Source organism: Brevibacillus sp. HB1.4B (genome assembly GCF_013284285.1).
GTDB classification, from domain to species: domain Bacteria; phylum Bacillota; class Bacilli; order Brevibacillales; family Brevibacillaceae; genus Brevibacillus; species Brevibacillus porteri.
Window position 1 is genome coordinate 267,999 of record NZ_JABSUT010000008.1, and the last position, 15,723, is coordinate 283,721.

General features: G+C 44.8%; 15 protein-coding genes. 3 read left to right on the forward strand and 12 right to left on the reverse strand.

Annotated features, from left to right (window positions below):
* Position 1: 1 nt before the first annotated feature.
* From cysI to HP398_RS20325, 4 genes are all read right to left on the reverse strand, one after another.
* A complete protein-coding gene (cysI, locus tag HP398_RS20310; protein WP_173623499.1) occupies positions 2–1,723 on the reverse strand; it encodes an assimilatory sulfite reductase (NADPH) hemoprotein subunit in 1,722 nt (573 codons plus the stop codon).
* Positions 1,724–1,756: 33 nt separating this feature from the next.
* Positions 1,757–3,583, reverse strand: a complete 1,827-nt coding sequence (locus tag HP398_RS20315) for an assimilatory sulfite reductase (NADPH) flavoprotein subunit (RefSeq protein WP_173623500.1) — start codon at positions 3,581–3,583, stop codon at positions 1,757–1,759.
* A 209-nt stretch (positions 3,584–3,792) separates the two neighbouring features.
* The gene (locus HP398_RS20320; protein WP_254476234.1) at positions 3,793–4,731 is read right to left on the reverse strand and encodes a class I SAM-dependent methyltransferase; all 939 of its coding nucleotides are present in this window, start codon (positions 4,729–4,731) and stop codon (positions 3,793–3,795) included.
* Positions 4,732–4,829: 98 nt separating this feature from the next.
* Positions 4,830–6,200, reverse strand: a complete 1,371-nt coding sequence (locus tag HP398_RS20325) for an FAD-binding oxidoreductase (protein WP_173623501.1) — start codon at positions 6,198–6,200, stop codon at positions 4,830–4,832.
* Between the two features lie 269 nt (positions 6,201–6,469).
* On the opposite strand from HP398_RS20325, the gene HP398_RS20330 reads away from it, so the two are divergent.
* Entirely contained in the window at positions 6,470–7,405 is a 936-nt protein-coding gene (locus HP398_RS20330) for a YndJ family transporter (protein WP_173623502.1), read from the forward strand.
* Positions 7,406–7,464: 59 nt separating this feature from the next.
* Here HP398_RS20330 and HP398_RS20335 read toward each other — a convergent pair whose 3' ends face one another.
* From HP398_RS20335 to HP398_RS20345, 3 genes are all read right to left on the reverse strand, one after another.
* Positions 7,465–8,214 (reverse strand): CsxC family protein, encoded by a 750-nt coding sequence (locus tag HP398_RS20335; protein ID WP_017246791.1) that lies wholly within the window; start codon positions 8,212–8,214, stop codon positions 7,465–7,467.
* A gap of 139 nt (positions 8,215–8,353) precedes the next feature.
* A complete protein-coding gene (locus tag HP398_RS20340; protein ID WP_173623503.1) occupies positions 8,354–9,445 on the reverse strand; it encodes a BC_2427 family protein in 1,092 nt (363 codons plus the stop codon).
* A gap of 360 nt (positions 9,446–9,805) precedes the next feature.
* Positions 9,806–10,474 carry a YdeI/OmpD-associated family protein gene (locus HP398_RS20345; protein WP_017246793.1) on the reverse strand — a complete coding sequence of 223 codons (669 nt, stop codon included), beginning with the start codon at positions 10,472–10,474 and terminating at the stop codon, positions 9,806–9,808.
* A 375-nt stretch (positions 10,475–10,849) separates the two neighbouring features.
* On the opposite strand from HP398_RS20345, the gene HP398_RS20350 reads away from it, so the two are divergent.
* Positions 10,850–11,089, forward strand: coding sequence for a hypothetical protein (locus HP398_RS20350; RefSeq protein WP_017246794.1), 240 nt, complete (start codon positions 10,850–10,852; stop codon positions 11,087–11,089).
* A gap of 138 nt (positions 11,090–11,227) precedes the next feature.
* Complete coding sequence (locus HP398_RS20355; RefSeq protein ID WP_017246795.1) at positions 11,228–11,602, forward strand: hypothetical protein; 375 nt, start codon at positions 11,228–11,230, stop codon at positions 11,600–11,602.
* A 128-nt stretch (positions 11,603–11,730) separates the two neighbouring features.
* Here the strand turns inward: HP398_RS20355 and HP398_RS20360 are convergent, their stop codons facing one another.
* The 5 genes from HP398_RS20360 to HP398_RS20380 all read right to left on the reverse strand — a co-directional run bounded on the left by HP398_RS20360 (position 11,731) and on the right by HP398_RS20380 (position 15,659).
* Entirely contained in the window at positions 11,731–12,387 is a 657-nt protein-coding gene (locus HP398_RS20360) for a hypothetical protein (protein WP_254476236.1), read from the reverse strand.
* A gap of 179 nt (positions 12,388–12,566) precedes the next feature.
* Complete coding sequence (locus tag HP398_RS20365) at positions 12,567–12,905, reverse strand: cupin domain-containing protein (RefSeq protein WP_017246797.1); 339 nt, start codon at positions 12,903–12,905, stop codon at positions 12,567–12,569.
* Positions 12,906–12,938: 33 nt separating this feature from the next.
* Positions 12,939–13,922: an ABC transporter substrate-binding protein gene (locus tag HP398_RS20370; RefSeq protein WP_017246798.1), complete on the reverse strand. Its 984-nt coding sequence runs from the start codon at positions 13,920–13,922 to the stop codon at positions 12,939–12,941.
* A gap of 88 nt (positions 13,923–14,010) precedes the next feature.
* Positions 14,011–14,838, reverse strand: coding sequence for a helix-turn-helix transcriptional regulator (locus HP398_RS20375; protein WP_017246799.1), 828 nt, complete (start codon positions 14,836–14,838; stop codon positions 14,011–14,013).
* Positions 14,839–15,281: 443 nt separating this feature from the next.
* The gene (locus tag HP398_RS20380) at positions 15,282–15,659 is read right to left on the reverse strand and encodes a winged helix-turn-helix transcriptional regulator (protein ID WP_017246800.1); all 378 of its coding nucleotides are present in this window, start codon (positions 15,657–15,659) and stop codon (positions 15,282–15,284) included.
* Between the last annotated feature and the right edge of the window lie 64 nt (positions 15,660–15,723).

A 15,723-nucleotide genomic window follows, 5' to 3' on the forward strand; every position in this document is an offset into this window, starting at 1 on the left:
ACTACTCATGAAAATCGAGTCCCGATCTTACTTCTTTCACATACCCTGCCCGAATAACGAAATCTCCGAAGTGCTCGCCATCCTCACGTTCCTTCGCATACCGATTTAAAATTGGCCGTAGTTCATTCAATATTTCTGCTTCTCCGATGTTTTCACGATACAGCTTGTTCAATCGATTGCCGGAGAAACCACCGCCCAAATACATGTTGTATTTACCGACAGCCTTCCCAATAAAAGAAATTTCTGCGAGTGCAGGTCTTGCGCATCCATTTGGGCATCCTGTCATGCGAATGACGATCTCCTCATCGCGCAAACCCACCTCATCCAGGATCAGCTCGACCTCATCCAGCAGTGTAGGCAAATAACGCTCCGCTTCAGCCATCGCGAGTCCGCAAGTCGGCAACGAAACACAAGCCATGGAGTTTCTCCGCAGTGCAGAATAGGAAGTTCCATCGGTGAGCCCGTATGCTTGAATGATCTGTTCGATTTCCGGCTTCTTTTCACTGGTGACATTTCCAATGAGGAGATTTTGATTCGGCGTCAGGCGGAAATCCCCTGTATGCACCTTGGAAATCTCCCGCAAGCCGGACTTCAGGAGATAGTTGTCCTCGTCTTTTACACGGCCATTCTGAATGAAAAGGGTAAAATGCCAGTTATCGTCACTCCCTTTCACCCAGCCATAGCGATCGCCATTATGCTCGAAGTGATAGGAGCGTGCCTTCTCCAGCTCCCAGCCCAGTCGTTGCTCCAGTTCATGGATAAACCATTCGATGCCGCGGTCGTCGATTGTATATTTGAATCGAGCGTGCTTCCGCACCGCGCGATCTCCGTAGTCTCTCTGGATCATGACCGTTTTCTCGGCGACATCCAAGACTTGTTCCGGTGTGACGAAGCCGATCACCCGCGCCACCTGCGGATACGTTTTTGGATCGCCGTGGGTCATTCCCATTCCGCCTCCGACCGCAACGTTGAAGCCCAGCAGACGACCGTCCTCATGAATGGCGATAAAGCCCAAGTCCTGAGAAAAAACGTCCACATCGTTGGCAGGCGGTACGGCGATGCCGATCTTAAACTTGCGTGGTAAATAAACAGGCCCATAGATCGGTTCTTGCTCTTCCCCATCCCGACTGTCGACAACCTTTTCTTCATCCAGCCAGATTTCATGATAGGCGCGGGTACGGGGATCGAGATGATTGCTTATTTTTTTTGCCCATTCGTAAACCTCTTGATGAACTTCCGACTGGTACGGATTCGGATTGCACATGACGTTGCGGTTGACGTCCCCACAAGCAGCCAGTGTACTAAGCAAGGCTTCGTTTACTTCTTGAATCACCTGCTTCATATTCCACTTGATCACGCCATGCAGTTGGAAAGACTGACGAGTCGTCAGGCGAATCGTTCCATTGGCAAACTGCTGGGCGATATCGTCCATCATGAGCCATTGCTCTGGTGTGACAACGCCACCAGCGGCACGCACGCGCACCATGAATTGATAGGCCGGCTCCAGCTTCTGTTTGCTCCGTTCGTTACGAAGATCCCTGTCATCCTGCATGTAGCTGCCATGAAATTTCATCAGGCGGTTATCATCCTCAGGGATGGACCCTGTAATTTTGTCTTCCAGTGTTTCCACCAGGCTCCCCCGCAAGTAATCGCTTTTGCGTTTAATGTCTTCTACATCGCTGTGAGGAGCACTGTTTGGCGAAAGCAAATGATTTTCTGACATGGTTTCATCTCCCCTCTCATTCTTTCTCAAAAATCAGTAGACATCTCGCTGATAGCGTTTTTCCTGCTGCATCCGCTTCAAATACGCAACAGCTTCCTCTGAATCGAGTCCGCCCTCTTGTTGGAGAATGGTGACCATCGCTGCGTGAACATCGTGCGCCATCTTTTTCTCGTCTCCGCATACGTATACATGCGCCCCATCTTGTAGCCATTGATAGAGCTCCTTGCTCTTCTCAAGCATCCGGTGCTGAACATACACTTTTTCGCTTGTATCTCGAGAGAACGCGACATCCAAGTGCGTTAGTACGCCTTTTTTGAGCCAACGCTGCCATTCGAGCTGATAGAGAAAATCTGTGGAGAAATGCTGGTCACCAAAGAAAAGCCATGTCTTGCCCGTCGCCCCAAGCTCCTCCCGTTCTCCCAGGAAGGCACGGAACGGAGCGACACCCGTGCCGGGACCAATCATGATCAGCGGGGCGTCCGGGTTAACCGGAAGCTTAAAGTTGGGGTTATGCTGTACAAATACTGGCAGCGTATCACCCGTCTCCAAACGATCCGCGATATAGCTCGAACAAACGCCGTAACGATCTCGGCCATAAGCCTGATAGTGAACATTGCGAATTGTCAGATGAACTTCGTCTGGGTAGGACATTAAGCTGCTTGAGATCGAATAGAGTCGCGGCGGCAGCTTTCTAAGTATGGAGACAAATTCTTTGGAAGGCACGCCTTTAAAATCGTAATCCTCCACCAGGTCCAGCAAATCCCGATTTCGAACATAATCGCGAAGCTCTTGCTCTCGCCCTTCCGCAAGCAGTTCCTGCAACCCGTTTCCTGATGATAGCTTTACTGCTTGTTCCAAGAGAGGCTTGGTGAGAACCGTAATTTCAAAATGGCTGGACAAGGCCTCTTCCAGCGTGCGCTCTTCCCCGTTTTTATGAATGGGAACGAGCTCTTCCGCCTTCCAACCCATCGTGTCAATCAGCTCACGGACAAGGTCAGGATGATTTTTGGGATAGATCCCCAAACAGTCACCCGGTTCATACTCGAGATTGGAACCCTCAAGGGAGATTTCCAAGTGGCGGGTTTCCTTATCTGATCCGCGTCCGTTCAGATTCAAGCTCTCCAAGACCACAGCCTGAAACGGATTCGACCGAGAATATTCGGTTTGTGACCCTGTCCCGATCACTGCACCGCCGACGATCGCGCTTGCAGCAGCAACCTGGGTTGCCGAAGTTTCACTGAGAGAAGCCAGGACCTGATTCATCCATTCAGAGGCTTGCTCGTCGTAATCCACATCGCAATCGACCCGGGGAGTAAGACGCTTGCCGCCTAGCTCTTCTAACCGCTTATCGAACTCTTTGCCAGTTTGGCAGAATAATTCATAAGAGGTGTCGCCTAATGCCAGCACGGAAAACCGCAGGCCCACCAATTGCGGCGCTCTTTTGCTGTGCAGGAATTCATGGAAGGAGATAGCATTGTCCGGTGGTTCACCATCCCCGTGTGTGCTTACCACAACAAGCAGGTTTTCAACCTTTTTCAACGCATTCGTCTTGAAGTCGCTCATGGAGGAAAGAGTTACGTGGAAGCCGTGCTCCTGAAGCTTTCCGGTCAGCACCTTGGCCAACTTTTGGCTGTTTCCGGACTGAGATCCGAAAAGCACTGTCACCTCTTTGGAAATGACTGCCCCATTCGCAGCTGAAGCGGCTTGAAACCCAGCGGCCATCGGTGCCTCCACTTTGTGAAGAGCTGCAAGATACCCGCTCAGCCAAACCTTTTGCACCTCCGAAAGCGTGGGCAGCAACCGATTTAGGAGCTCTACTTGTTCCTGACTGAAAGGACTGTCTGTCACCTTAAGTACCAACGATATGCACCTCACAAGAGAAAAAATTAATTCCGAGTATTCTTATATGATTATTTACTTTAAGCTACCACAGTAAGTAGAACCCGAGCAATTGGAATTCATTATTATGATCATAAGCTTTACTAATCATTGGAAAACTGCATAAAGAACCCCGATCCTAAGATAAAGAACCGGGGTTTTCTTCACTCAAATTCTTATGAGTCTCAACTCTATGTAGTGGCTACCAGGAATTCCTCGCCGCTTGGCAGCGAAAGACCATCGGTGCGGCCGCCGAAGTAGCGCTGGTTAAGTTCTGCCGAGGATACATGCTGGACTTCTCGGAAACCAGCCTCGCGGGCCAGTGCCAACATCTCCGGCGGTGTGAAGAAGCTGATAAAAGGCGTGCCGCTTGCTCGCGCTCCCTTCTCCGCCTCTTCAACCTCAGGTCGCTTCTCGGTTTTTGTGACGTTAAAGGGGAGCAAGAACGTCATGGCCAGCGTGGAGCCTGGAGCAAGCGTCGCTACTTGACGCAACGTTGCCACAATCGCATCCGTGGTGAGGTACTGAGTGACGCCGGTGGATGCCACTACAGCTGGTTGGCTAGCGTCAAAGCCAGCGACCTTCAGCTGCTCCCACCAAGACCCGCCTACTTCGAAGTCAACAGGCACAAGTCGATGCCACTCGGGGATGCCAAAGCCAAGCTCGAGCAGACGTTGCCTCTTCCAGCTCTGCGTGTCTGGCTGGTCAACCTCGAAAATTCGCATCTGGGAGGCGATCTCCGGTCGGCGCTGAGCAAAAGTGTCGAGGCCAGCTCCGAGGATGACGTACTGCGTGACGCCGTGATCGAGCTGTTCGGTGACCAAATCTTCTATAAAACGAGCACGGGCCACGATAGATGCTCGGAATCCGCTCGTGCTCTCTGGGTCCATGTCAGGGCGTTGGCGCCATTCGTCTTCCGGGACCGCCAGTCGCAGACCGATCTCGTCTTCTAGCACATGCGGTGGTGAATCGATCTGTACGTGCAACGCCCGCCACAACGCAACCCGCACCGCCGTGTGGTCTGGCACCGTATTTTCCTTATCATGCATGGCTGCTGTCTCTCCTATTAAATACAAAATGTCCGATTTTAATATGCTCCAATTTAATAGAACAATCCTGCCAAATAGCAATTCAATACCTCTAGACCACCCTCCTCCAAAAACTTGCCGCCTATCGGCGAAAAAATTGAAAAAGGAGTACGCCGCGGCATGCTCCCAAGTTGATTTGCTTACCTGCTACCCACTGGAATACTCTGGGCAAAACGAAACACATTATGCGGATCGTACTTTCGTTTCACTCTCTTTAATCTGGCAAAGTTCACACCATAATACGCCTCAGGCCAGTTCTTGATCTGTAAATCAGGAAAGTTCACATAATCCCCAACAACGAAGGGACGTAGCGCTCTGCGGAACCTTTTCACCCACTGGATATTCCGTTGCTGCTCGCTGTCGTTCCTCCATCGCGCGGACAGCTCATAGATCGTCTCTGCCTTCCGATGAGGATAGGCCGTTGCGGTTGGGGAGACTCGGCTCACCGCGCTTCCTGCACCACCCAAACTTTGACACCATACGGTAGAATGCCTGTTGGGGGCTTTGGACAGGAAATTGCGGATGATCCGTACTCCTTCACGAGGCAAAGGCTGAAATCCGAAAGCCCCGGTTATTTTAAACTTCGGCTCCAGATTTAGGTCCGCTTCGGCAAAAAATCTGGTTGCTTCGATAAAAGGCACTGTCCGCACCATCACCTTCACCGGAGTTCCTGCTTGCAGCAAAGGTCTGATCAATCGCCGCAGCTCCTTTGCACCGCCTAGCAATTGCCCGGTAGACACGATGGTACCTACTTGCTTGGAAGCCACCTCGATGGTTGACGTTAAGCGGTTCGTGACAGACGGTGCCCAGCGCTGCCAAGTCGGGAATACCTTCTTCAGATCGCGCCATTTCCAGGTAATGCTGTAGATGGAGACATCCTGGATAGGCCGTACCCGAAACGTAAAGTCAGTAGCAATGCCAAAGTTCCCTCCCCCACCACCTCGTGATGCCCAGAGCAGATCGGAATGCTTCTTCTTATTTGCCATGATCGTCTTCGCCCCAAGCCGTCCCGATGCTACAACCATCTTCACCTGTTTCAGGTTATCGCAGGTAAGGCCATACTTGCGGGACAAGAGTCCAATCCCTCCGCCAAGGGTAAGCCCCCCAGCTCCCACGTCGGGTGCAGTCCCAGCCGGGAGTGCCACACGCTCATTCCACAGCTTCCTGTACACGCGGGTAAGCGGATTGCCTGTCTGTACATGAGCCACCATATTCTTGCGATCCACCTTCACTTTATCCATCTCGCTCACATCGATGATAATCCCGCCATTTACAGCAGAAAAGCCTTCATAGCTGTGCCGCCCGCTACGCGCTCGCAGCCGTACACCCCGCTCACGAGCCCATTTGACTGCGTTGATCACATCCTGCGTTCGTCTGCAAAAAACGATGACCCTTGGAAACTTGGAAAAGCGCCTGTTGAACTCCATTCTGGCCGCATTGTAAGACGGGTTGCCCGGCAACACAATTCTACCGGTCAAACGTGTACCTGCTTTTTTCCGTTTTTGTGCCATCGAATGTCACCCACCTCGTTCATGGAGTAAGCTTTTCTCATCTGCTTATTCCTATGTGGGGACACTAGACCTGGTAACGGCACATGCCTTACACCCAAGTTATTCTGAAAGAAAAGAAGGCGCCGCAGCACCTTTCTCGCATTCCTCCAATAAATTGGGAGCAAATCTAGTATGCGATTCGTGAACAGAATAGCCCTCACAAAATGTGTTACACTACTATAAGCAACCAATTATATGAATATCCATGAATGGCTTCTTGGGGGCAAGCGATGAAACCATTGATAGTACGGACGATTCCCGGTGGAATCATAACCATCCTGATCTTTTATCTGGATTACTTCCAATTTAACCTTGTTGAAAAATTTCTCATGTTTGCGGCTTTCGTCATTGTTCCTCTTGTGATTGTAGTTTTGCGCTATGACGAAAAGAATAAACATCAACGGGGTATTTTTGCTGCTATCAAGCTACTTCAATTTCCCGCAGCGCTTCTCGCCTTAGCCTCTGTAATGGGCAGCAAGACGTGGGGGCTGGGAAGCACAGCAATACCGGGGACCCTCTCGCTCGGGTGGCTACTGTTCACATTCCTGCTCGGCATCTATGGCCTGACCATTATTATGAATCGCAAGGGAAGAACAGAGGAAATCGCGATTGGCGCGGGGCTCGTTTACTTTTTTATCGGGGGCATTTGGTTCACCCTCTATCAGTATCAGTTTGACCTCTTCCAGGCTAAGCCCGCAACGCACGCCCTGAGTTCACTCCACTTTCATTTCTCATCTGCCATTGTACCGATTTTTATCGGTCTACTGGGACGGGTTATGACGAAGAAAAGCTGGTATCCTTGGGTCGTTGCTGTCGATATCATTGGACCTATTCTGATCGCTATCGGTATTATTTTCTCGAAGCCGATTGAGTATATTGGCGTCACCTTGTTCGCCTGTAATATTGCGATTTACACGACTTATCTGCTTGGTTACTTGAAAAGAGGTTCTTTGCTCAATAAGTCCAACTTCTTTTTAGTCCTTTCTTGCATTTCCTTTTACACGATTGTTGTAGTTTCCATTTGCTATCCGTTATTGAAGAACATGTTTTCTTTAACCATACACGATTTCATTCCGATTTACGGATCGCTGCATGCGTTTGGGTTTGTTTTATGTGGCCTGATTGGATGGATGTACATGATAGATTCTCTTAATTTACGAAAATAAAAAAAGGTCATTCCCCCCGACCGTTTGGCCGATGGGGAATAACCTTCTTAGATAAAAACCTATTCGTCACAACCAACTGTACCTGCAGGAGGAACTGTAATTTGTTGTGTAGCTGTAATTAATAACTGTTGTGTTTGTAACACTTTTACAGTTAGATCTAAGACAATTTTTTCAGTCAGGCTAGTAAACGTTCCTTCAGGTGTTGCTGTAACCGGTGAAAAATCAAGTTCATAGAAGTTGGCAGCTACCAACTCACCAAATGGTTGTTCGTTGTATTTAACGAGATTTTGGAAGAAATTTTTATCCAAACGTGGAATCTGGCCATCATTCTCATTGAGGAAAAATGCTTTACTCGCCTCAGAGACACCAATAATGGGCCTTGTTAAAAATGTTCTGATGTCAGCAAAACCTGTGAAAGAAACATCCGCAATTGTATCTTGAAGTGCTCCAGTACATGCAGCAGTAGCATATTCAATATTTTTACGAATGAATCCTGCTACAAATAACTTGGCTCTTGTAACATTGAAAAAGTCAGTAGTACCAATACGCTGAAATGCGACAGGAACAAGTTTAACCTGATTGAGAAATACATGTTTAACCACTCTCTTAATCTCGGTTGCTGGTGGGTTAAGTGGAATATTTGCTTCTACAACGATTTGAAGTGTTGGCTCTACAAGTACAACTGGAACTTTAATGGTTGGTAAAGCTGCTTGAGAAATGATCGTGGTTGGTTCGACGGTTAATGGATTTTGTTCTGTCGAAAACACTGGACATGCGGGGGTCACTTGATTTGGATTGACATTGCTCATAATTGGAAATCAACTCCAATTTTCAATTTGAGTTTTTTAAACTCGATATCACTATATTCCGCATTCCTTTTTAAGTAAGGGCAATTCTCTTAGACAACATACCCATTTTACTTGAGTCGGTGTTTGATTCCGTTATTTCCTACATTTTAGTGCCATCACAACTGATTCGAACCGGTTGAATTTGTAGTATGTGAACAATTAATTCTACTGCAATTTTTTGATGTAATTGATAAAAATTCAATACTGACTCTTTTTGAACTGTAGTACCATTTGTTTTGTCCGCGACAGAATACTCGATATTTTGATGGATATACCCCTCCAGGAATAAATCTCCTTCCCGGGCTTTCCTTGTTCCTTCCCCTAATGATGGATGAAATTGAGTAGGAACCAATCTGCACTCTTTAAGGATTACCTCATTTGAGATTCCTTTAATACCCAGTATCTCTTCTTCAAACATAATATCCTCATCTAGAGGTATTTCAACCTTATATTCTCCAACTATAACTGGTACCCTGATATTTATGAAATGATGAGTAGGACAGGATATATGATTTGTTTCTGCTGAAATTGTATCTGGCGAGTCATGAATGGGAGCTGCAAAAGTATGATAAAGATTATCTTGTTTATTCATATTACACGCATGAACAGTAGTAGTTAAAAATATACTTCCAGAAATTTTAGAATGAATTAAACGACCAAAAATCTCCTCCTGATAATGAGCTGTACTATTGACTAGCTTTGTATCTAATTGAGGTTGTTGTTTATTATTTAGGTCTATAAATTCAATTGTATTTTGATCTATACCGCCAAAAATGGGGGGATGAAGAAAATCTTTAATTTTTACAATAGTCGAGAATGGGCTTTTGTTTGTTAGCGAATAGATTCTTCCACGTTTAGGCGATTCGATTTGCGGATCATTAGTCGGTTCATCGACTTGCTCACTCTGAGAAACTTGCTCAATATCTTTGGAATCCTTCACTTCCATAACATTATCAGAAACAGAAAACTCATCATCTTGAGAGTTGTGGTTACAATCAAAATTCTCAGCTATATGACAATAATGATAGTTTCCAGCTCTGCGATTTTTCACATCCGTTAGCTGTTTGCCATCATTCTTTTTATTTTTTTTGAGACGGATTTCTTTTTTTGGCAGTACCTTAGTGTTTTTACTATTCTTTTGTTTGAAACTGATCTGTCCCATCTTCGCATAATTTATCCATGGAGTTTTCACAATATTTCACTCCCAAATAAAGAAAATCATCGTTATATTAATATATGCTGTAATAGTGTTTTTGCCCTTAGGCTAATATATATATTGAAGATGTATTCTTATATAAGAGCTCTCCGATCAACCATTTTAAAGGCTGACTCCTAATTCCTCTTAAGTGGCACGAGATTCGCTTGGAAGACCCTGTATGCTGGAGACCGTATTTTCCTCGCCCTGTCCGCGGTTCGGGAAGGTAAGAACTGTGGCGGCTGCTTCCCCGGTAAGGTCGCCTCGGTTCATTCCAACAACAAAGAGCCCACGCTCGACGCGGGCTCTTCTTGTATTTCATTCTATGGAGGTCTCCTCACAACTTCAAACAGCGCCTCATTTACTCCGGCGATAGAGATCGATGCTTTTAAAGCCCGCAGCCAAGATCGCCATCATTTCAGCTCGGCGCTTTGCCCGTGTCCCCTCTTGTACGGCACTATATACATACCGCGCCCAATCCTTTTGGTACCCGGGCGTAAGAGATTGGTAAAAAGCGAGCTCTTTTGGCGCATGGCGCAAATCCTCTTCTATTTTCGGCACAAAGTCAATATAATCATCGACGCATTGACTCGGCTTAGATGAAGCTTTTGCCGCCTTCTTTTTCTCATTTTTAAACCCGACAACCGTAAATACTTCATTCATGCCGACCATTCGATTAAATTTGATCGTGCTTGTCCCGATATAGCCATCTTCGTCGGCTCCTAATCCATCGAATAACTCATCCCGATGGATATAAGTCGGATAGACTTTATTCCCCTTCTTGGGATAAGCAACGTATAGAAGCCCTCCCTCCAATAAATGGCTGTGGTCGATTACCTTCTTCATGAGCTCCTGCAAGGACTTCATATCCAGTACGAAAGCAAAAATCATCTCATATTGTACGTCTTTCAACTCATGGTCCGCTTCTTTAAGAACGGCTAAGCTCTCCTCACCATCCGGTGTGTGTAAGACAGCCGTTTTTTTATATTTTTGCAGGTTCAGCTTCTCAACGATTGTTTTCAACATGATGGATCTTCCCCTTTGATTTCTTGGTACGGCTCGGAGCCAAGCCTACCTTACTTTCCACATATGTAAAGCTTTCGCAGAGTTTCTCTTCATGTGTTCTGTGTTTCCGTTCTACTATTATACCGCTAAAGTTAAAAACTACATGAATGGAGGCAACAGGCTATTCTCCAACTGGTCGTTTCTATAAAAAAGACACATAAAAAAAGCTCCGCCTCTTCGATAAGGCAGAGCTTCAACAACCATTTGTGAATTGATCTGGCCCCCATATAAGGTAACTTCTCCGCCGTTATCACGTGGAGACTTATCAGTTGACATTTTATGGAGGATACTGTATAAATTCAAAGCTAATACGAAAGACAGTAAAGGAGGATCTGTATGCACAAAGTGATCAAGATCAAATATACGCTCTTTTACGGTGAAGCGCCTGAAGCAGAATGTTACGGGTATATGGAGTTGAATCAGGATGGCAATATGATCGCGCTCTTCAATAGGTACGGTGAGGAAATTGACATGTATGGCGGACATGAATTTGTTAGGATACGGACACTTGGCTCATTTGATGACGAAGACCGAGATAATTTTTATTCCTTGTTAGAAAATGATGGTGTAGGGTAATCTGCACGATAGGCTGACGATTCCGGTGCTAAGGTACTGCGGAAAGTTAGCCTTTTTGATTTTATAGACACAAAGCCTACATCCCATTGTGCTACTAAGTGATTCCCATTAGTATATTATGGAAGGGGGCTGGTTCCGTTGAAAACAGCGAGTGAGATACTTTCGCTAATCAATAATGACAGTTTTTTAGAGAATGTCTTCCATAAAGATGTTGATTGGGACGCTGAATTAGACGCTAGGGATGCTGATGAATTTGATACGGCATGGAGTTCTAGTTACAAAAAAGTTGATGAAATTGCCCCCTCTGAAAATACCGTGATCAAAGAAATTAGGGAATTTGTGTTCAAGCAAACATTTCGGATAACCCAGAATTCAGAGCTGGCAGGGTATGCGTCGGACGACTTTGGTCTCATTTCCAAAGCGTTTGAAAACAAGATTAATATTGAATTTATCAATAGCCTGTGGGATTCCTATCTGCAAGGAAAATTCCCGAATTCCAGTATATGTGAATGAAAATGAAAAAATAAGGAAGGGGCTGTGGCGGTCAGCTCCTTCCTTTACTATTCAATCATTATTTCGTTACCCCAAGCAATGATACATTCATATGCTTTCCATGAATCCTCTTTCACGCTCTCATTTTACTACTCTATCGTTTCATAACGATTATTCTCCATCGCTTGCTTGATCCATCCATCGATCCGATCCTTAGGCAGCAGGATGTTTCCTCCATAAGCATTATTCTTATGAAAGCCCCAATCTCCATATACGAGCATATGGTACTGACTATTTAATTGTTTTACGAGTCCCCATTCGCCGAGATCTCCCTGTGCACCAGCACTGATAAATAGCCAGTTCCTGTAGTTGAATATGTAAGGATCTCCGAACATCTCAAAACCTTCTAAATAACCTGTGCTCCCATCTCTTTCTGGAAATCTCTCGTTGTAATCCTTAATCATCCATACATCTAAAATCTTTATGCACAACCAAGCTGTAAACTCATTCCGCTCAATAACACGCTCAATAGAACACCGAACAAATGAAGATTGTTCAATCTCTTCGGGATGCGAATCCCATCCATTAAAACTGGAGAGTACCGGAGTGTACATGATCCAAAAAGGTTCTCCAATCCTCATATGGAAAGGATGGGAAACCTTCACCGTTCTAACCTGACCTTGCTCAGGCGGGCGATCAGAACGCAGCCAATGTCGCTCATCCAACGGAGGAACTTCGTTTTCAGAATCTGACCATTCCATAATATCATTTTCGAAGCCAGTAATATCAAACAGCTCACTTTCCATCCTTATGCGCTCTGATACGCCTTTGCATACCCCGCATGTTAAGGCAACGAGCTCTTGTTCCATTTGCTTCAACTCCACTTGTCACCTTCTGTTTATTTTTCTTACGTGAACCATTTTCTCATACATTGAGTTCGTACTAGTAACAAACACTGGATCGATCCAAGTATTATTGACTGCTGTTATTCAGACTCAGTACCGCCAGTGTTTACTACGCTTCTAGGCTCCACCAACATGATATGGCATTCCTTTTCGGCGAAGGGCTTCTGCTCGGCTCCCCCCGGGACAATAAACATCTCACCCTTGGAAATTTTCACCCGACCATCACGAAAATCAATGAACATCTCTCCTTCGAGTACCATAAATACCTTATCCGTACCTTGATGCTCATGCCATATAAAATCCCCAGCAATCTTAACGAGCTTAAATTGATAGTCATTCATTTCAGCAATGACTTTCGGAGACCAAAGATCGGTGAATGTAGATAGCTCCTCATTCAGATTGATAGCTTGGTAATGCATATTAATCCCTCCTTATTTTTTAACCTGCATAATTTAGAGCTTACGCAAGGCATTTGTTATATTTTGCAAAGCGTATTCGATAGCTAATGGGCCACCAGTAATAGCGGAAGTATCCATTAAATAGACATTGCCTTTCTTCACGGCATTCAGATTATTCCATACCTTACTTTGCTTTAAGTCATTCATTAATATTTCCTTTTTTGTAATGTCACCTATAAGGAAAATGTGGTCTGCTTGAACAGTTGAAATCCCTTCAAACGTCGTAAATTTATTATTCGTACCTTTAAATGTATCATCTGGTGTAAGCCCCAGTCCCTTTTCTTTCTCAAACGCAAGTGTATAGACAGGATTTCCTTCACCTAGAACATTAAAAGTTTTTCCGTCCCAAGACAAAATAAGAGCTACTGACTCTCCTTGAATCGACTTTAATGCTTCACGCCCAGTTGTAATTTCTTTCATCATTTTATTAATGACTTGTTCCGCTTCGTCTTCTTTCCCAATAATCTCGGCTACTGTACGAAGCCCATATTGCCAATTTTCATAGATGTCCTTGGACTTTAACGTAATGACTGGCGCAACTTTTTCTAGTGAATCATACATTTTTTCATGTTGTTCTGTTGCTAAAATATAATCAGGCTCAATAGATAAAATTTTCTCGATACTAGGGGACAATTTGTCTCCTAATTCTTCAGCTGAATCCAGCTTTCCACTTAAATAAGATAACGAAGATAGATACTCTTTATCAGTAGAAGCAGCAGGAGGCTCACCTAATGCAACTAATATTTCAGGATAAAAATACCATAATGCAGCCAATTTTTCTGGTTTGTGCTTGATAACAATTTCTTTACCTAACGCATCCTTAAATGTTCTTGGCCAATCAGGTGCATCTGCCTTAACTGCTGATGTAGATGTACTTTCTGTAGTTGATCCTTTATTTTCAGCAGGTGTTTCATTACAACCTGCTAGCATGCCTGCTAATAATAGCATGGGGATTAGCAAGCCTTTCATCTTGTGCATACGCAATTCCTCCGCTACATGATGTTTTCTTTGGCTTACCATCAGTATAGTTAAGTCACTTTTGGTTTAAAATGGATGCCTGTTGAAATTAGCATGGATTATTGATGAACTTCTCTCGATATTCAGTAGGAGAAATACCATATTGTTTCTTGAACACTCTACTAAAATAAAAGGGGTCAGCAATTCCAACAGTTTGCGCAATTTGCTGTACGGGCACATCACTTGTAAATAGCATATTTTGCGCCATCTTTATACGATATTTTAATAAATATTCTGCTGGTCCCATCCCTGCATGTCTTCTAAATACGTAAGAAAGTCGATTTCGATTAACGTTATATTGTTCTGCAAGCGATGCTATTGTAAGGCTTTGATAATAGTATTCATGAATATAAGTAGATACCCGTTCGAATAAAGCATGTGATTCACAGCTATTTTGCCTATTAACAACACATAATAAGGCTTCATTCAGTACATCGCGAAACAGCATTTCGGTCTGAAACATCGAAAGGCCTCCACGCTGATTATACACATGCCAAAGACGCATGATTAATTCAATCAGACGAGGGGATTGTCCTGTTGATAATTCAAAATGCTGATGAGAAAAGCTTGACCCTTCTAGTTCTGAATTACATATCCGGTATAAAACAAGGATATACTCCCAGTTGGTGTTACCAAACATTTTTTGAGCTAGTTTCATTTTTGCACCGCCATGCACAACTTTTCCTGGCGAAAGGATATAAGGCGTGCCATTAAATTGAAATTGTACCTTCCCTGTAAGTGGAAACACAAATCCAGGAAAGGAATCTGTATAGTCAGCGTAAGGCACACCTGGATTTCTAGCATATCGATATATTCCTTCTACTTGGAAAGGAATGTGTGCAAAATGCTCTGCTAACTGATCAACGTCGATTTTCATATTGCATACCTCATTTCAATAGTAGTTTGCCGGTAATCCTGAGATGGATCGTTGTACATCCTATTTTCACATTATTGATAACGATTATCATTGTCAACCTATATGAATAATAAAAATGCCGCTACCCGGCTAGTGTTCAAACCGCCGGGTAGCGGCATCAGGTCAGGATGTTTTCAAAAATAGGGGAGTGAGGATCACAAGAAGTAACAAGATCTTCCTTGGTCTGTGTTGTGGTTTCGTCGCCGGACGACACCCGTCCCGATCGTAAGCCTATTTCTATAGCACCTTCCTCCATCACACCTCTACACCCTTCTTCTCACAAATTTTTCGCCATCACTTATGATAAGGCTCTCCGCGCTGTCCGTAACAGCAAGTTTTTAAGGCCATCCTTTGCGGAATGCAGCTATGACCCTGTACCCGCCGCCTTGTTACCCAACTTTCCTTTAACTCTCCTCCCCTTGTATCGTTGGATTTTCATTAAGCCGCACTTTATAAGACTCGCCCCATGCTTTCATTGACATAATGACCGGTTCCAGAGTCCTTCCGAAATCAGTAAGGGAGTATTCCACTCTTGGAGGAACCTCTTTATATATTTCGCGATGAATGATGCCATCCCGTTCAAGCTCTCTTAACTGCAATGTGAGCATAAACTGCGTTATTCCCGGATTGAGCCGCCTGAATTCATTGAATCTTTTCGTTCCATTCAGGAGCTGATAGAGAATGATCCCCTTCCACTTTCCACCAATAACATCCAGCGTTGTTTCAACCGGACATGCTTGCATATCTGGACTTACTCCATATTTCTTTCTTCGGTCTCCCATCAGCTTATCCCCCAATGGTTTGATTTTTAATACTATACCATAAAAATATGCGTACTTACTTAAA

What these genes read in the sequence shown, in the direction of transcription:
- cysI (WP_173623499.1), bottom strand. Translation starts at nt 1,723, where the DNA reads ATGTCAGAAAATCATTTGCTTTCGCCAAACAGTGCTCCTCACAGCGAT.
- HP398_RS20370 (WP_017246798.1), bottom strand. Translation starts at nt 13,922, where the DNA reads ATGCACAAGATGAAAGGCTTGCTAATCCCCATGCTATTATTAGCAGGC.
- HP398_RS20335 (WP_017246791.1), bottom strand. Translation starts at nt 8,214, where the DNA reads ATGAGCAATGTCAATCCAAATCAAGTGACCCCCGCATGTCCAGTGTTT.
- HP398_RS20380 (WP_017246800.1), bottom strand. Translation starts at nt 15,659, where the DNA reads ATGGGAGACCGAAGAAAGAAATATGGAGTAAGTCCAGATATGCAAGCA.
- HP398_RS20325 (WP_173623501.1), bottom strand. Translation starts at nt 6,200, where the DNA reads ATGGCACAAAAACGGAAAAAAGCAGGTACACGTTTGACCGGTAGAATT.
- HP398_RS20360 (WP_254476236.1), bottom strand. Translation starts at nt 12,387, where the DNA reads ATGGAAAGTGAGCTGTTTGATATTACTGGCTTCGAAAATGATATTATG.
- HP398_RS20345 (WP_017246793.1), bottom strand. Translation starts at nt 10,474, where the DNA reads ATGTTGAAAACAATCGTTGAGAAGCTGAACCTGCAAAAATATAAAAAA.
- HP398_RS20375 (WP_017246799.1), bottom strand. Translation starts at nt 14,838, where the DNA reads ATGAAAATCGACGTTGATCAGTTAGCAGAGCATTTTGCACACATTCCT.
- HP398_RS20350 (WP_017246794.1), top strand. Translation starts at nt 10,850, where the DNA reads ATGCACAAAGTGATCAAGATCAAATATACGCTCTTTTACGGTGAAGCG.
- HP398_RS20365 (WP_017246797.1), bottom strand. Translation starts at nt 12,905, where the DNA reads ATGCATTACCAAGCTATCAATCTGAATGAGGAGCTATCTACATTCACC.
- HP398_RS20330 (WP_173623502.1), top strand. Translation starts at nt 6,470, where the DNA reads ATGAAACCATTGATAGTACGGACGATTCCCGGTGGAATCATAACCATC.